At 67.2% G+C, this 2,024-nt stretch carries 2 protein-coding genes; both read left to right on the forward strand.

Going from position 1 to position 2,024, the window contains the following annotated elements; all coding sequences use genetic code 11:
- Positions 1–1,173: IS21 family transposase (gene istA / locus D2K64_RS23370; RefSeq protein ID WP_120010806.1), on the forward strand; the 1,173-nt coding region annotated here is incomplete at its 5' end.
- Positions 1,163–1,945: an IS21-like element helper ATPase IstB gene (gene istB / locus D2K64_RS23375; protein WP_120010808.1), complete on the forward strand. Its 783-nt coding sequence runs from the start codon at positions 1,163–1,165 to the stop codon at positions 1,943–1,945. The genes istA and istB, both read left to right, overlap by 11 nt.
- The last annotated feature ends 79 nt before the right edge of the window (positions 1,946–2,024 follow it).

Consider the following 2,024-nt stretch of genomic DNA (forward strand, 5'->3'; position numbering starts at 1 on the left):
GTCTTCGTGCCGCTGGCCTTTGGCCCGGGCGAGGCGTTTCAGTTCGACTGGAGCGAGGAGCATGCCGTCATCGGCGGCGAGCGCACCAAGCTGCAGGTCGCCCATCTCAAGCTTTGCCATAGCCGCGCTTTCCTGGTGCGGGCCTACCTGCTGCAGACGCACGAGATGCTGTTCGACGCCCACAACCACGGCTTTCGTGTGCTGAGCGGCGTGCCGCGGCGCGGCATCTACGACAACATGCGCACTGCCGTGGACCGGATCGGCCCGAGCCGGGAGCGGCAGATCAACGCCCGCTTTCTGGCCATGGCGAGCCACTATCTGTTCGAGCCGGAGTTCTGCAATCCAGCCTCCGGTTGGGAGAAGGGTCAGGTCGAGAAAAACGTCCAGGACGCCCGGCACCGGCTGTGGCAGCCGATACCGCAGGTTGCCAGCCTGGCGGCGCTGAACGCCTGGCTGGAACAACGTTGCCGCACCCTCTGGGAGGAGATCCCGCACGGGGTGGAGCCCGGCAGCGTCGCCGCGGTCTGGCGGCAGGAGGTGGATTGCCTGATGCCGGTCCGGCGGGTCTTCGACGGCTTCGTGGAGGAGACCAAGCGGGTCTCGCCCACCTGCCTCGTGCACTTCGATCGCAACCGCTACAGCGTGCCCGCCTCCTTTGCCAACCGGCCGGTCAGCCTACGGATCTACCCTGATCGCATCGTGGTGGTGGCCGAGGGCGCCGTTGTCTGCGAGCACCCGCGGATCATCGAGCGGTCGCACCACGGGCAGGGCCGGACCGTCTATGACTGGCGCCACTACCTGGCCGTGCTCCAGCGCAAGCCCGGTGCCCTGCGCAACGGCGCACCCTTCGCCGAACTGCCGGAGGCGTTCCGGCAGCTCCAGCGTCAGCTGCACGGCAGGGCCGGCGGCGACCGGGAGATGGTGGAGATCCTTTCCCTGGTGCTGCAGCACGACGAGCAGGCCGTGTTGGTCGCCGTGGAGATGGCGCTGCAGGCTGGGGCCGCCAGCAAGACCCACATCCTGAACCTGCTGCACCGGCTGACCGATGGCACCGCTTCCCAGGCGCCGCCGATCGAGGCGCCCCAGGCCCTGGTGCTGGCACAGGAGCCCAAGGCCAATGTGGCCCGCTACGACAGCCTGCGCCCGAGACAGGGAGGCCGCCATGCGTCATGACCCGGCGGCCGCCGCCATCACCATCATGCTGCGCAGCCTCAAGATGCACGGCATGGCACAGGCCGCGGCCGAACTGACCGAGCAGGGCGCGCCCGCCTTCCAGAGCGCAATCCCCATCCTGTCGCAGCTGCTCAAAGCCGAGATCGCCGAGCGCGAGGTCCGCTCCATCGCCTACCAGCTCAAGGCTGCCCGGTTCCCCACCTACAAGGACCTGACGGGCTTTGACTTCGCCAGCAGCCACCTCGACGAGGCCCTGGTGCGCCAGCTCCACACCGGTGCCTTCATGGACAGCGCCGACAACATCGTGCTGGTCGGCGGGCCGGGCACCGGCAAGACCCATGTCGCTACCGCGCTCGGCGTCCAGGCGGTCGAACATCACCGCAAGCGCGTGCGGTTCTTCTCCACGGTGGAACTGGTCAACATGCTCGAACAGGAGAAAGCCGCCGGAAGGGCCGGGCAGATCGCCACCCGCCTGCTCCACGCCGACCTGCTGATCCTCGACGAGCTGGGATACCTGCCGTTCAGCGCCTCGGGCGGTGCCCTGCTGTTTCACCTGCTCAGCAAGCTGTACGAGCAGACCAGCGTCATCATCACCACCAACCTCAGTTTCAGTGAGTGGGCGGCGATCTTCGGAGATGCCAAGATGACCACCGCGCTCCTCGATCGGCTCACCCACCACTGCCATATCCTGGAGACCGGCAACGACAGCTTCCGCTTCAGGAACAGCTCCGCCACCCAGGCCCAGCGTGAAAGGAAACCACAGCCGACCTGACGGGATCCGAAACCCCGCATCCACAACCCGGGTCAGATCCTCGTGGCAACCCCGGGTCGGCTCTCAGTGGCAATCAACA

Origin of the sequence: Teichococcus vastitatis (assembly GCF_003604215.1) — a bacterium.
Taxonomy (GTDB): Bacteria; Pseudomonadota; Alphaproteobacteria; order Acetobacterales; family Acetobacteraceae; genus Pseudoroseomonas; species Pseudoroseomonas vastitatis.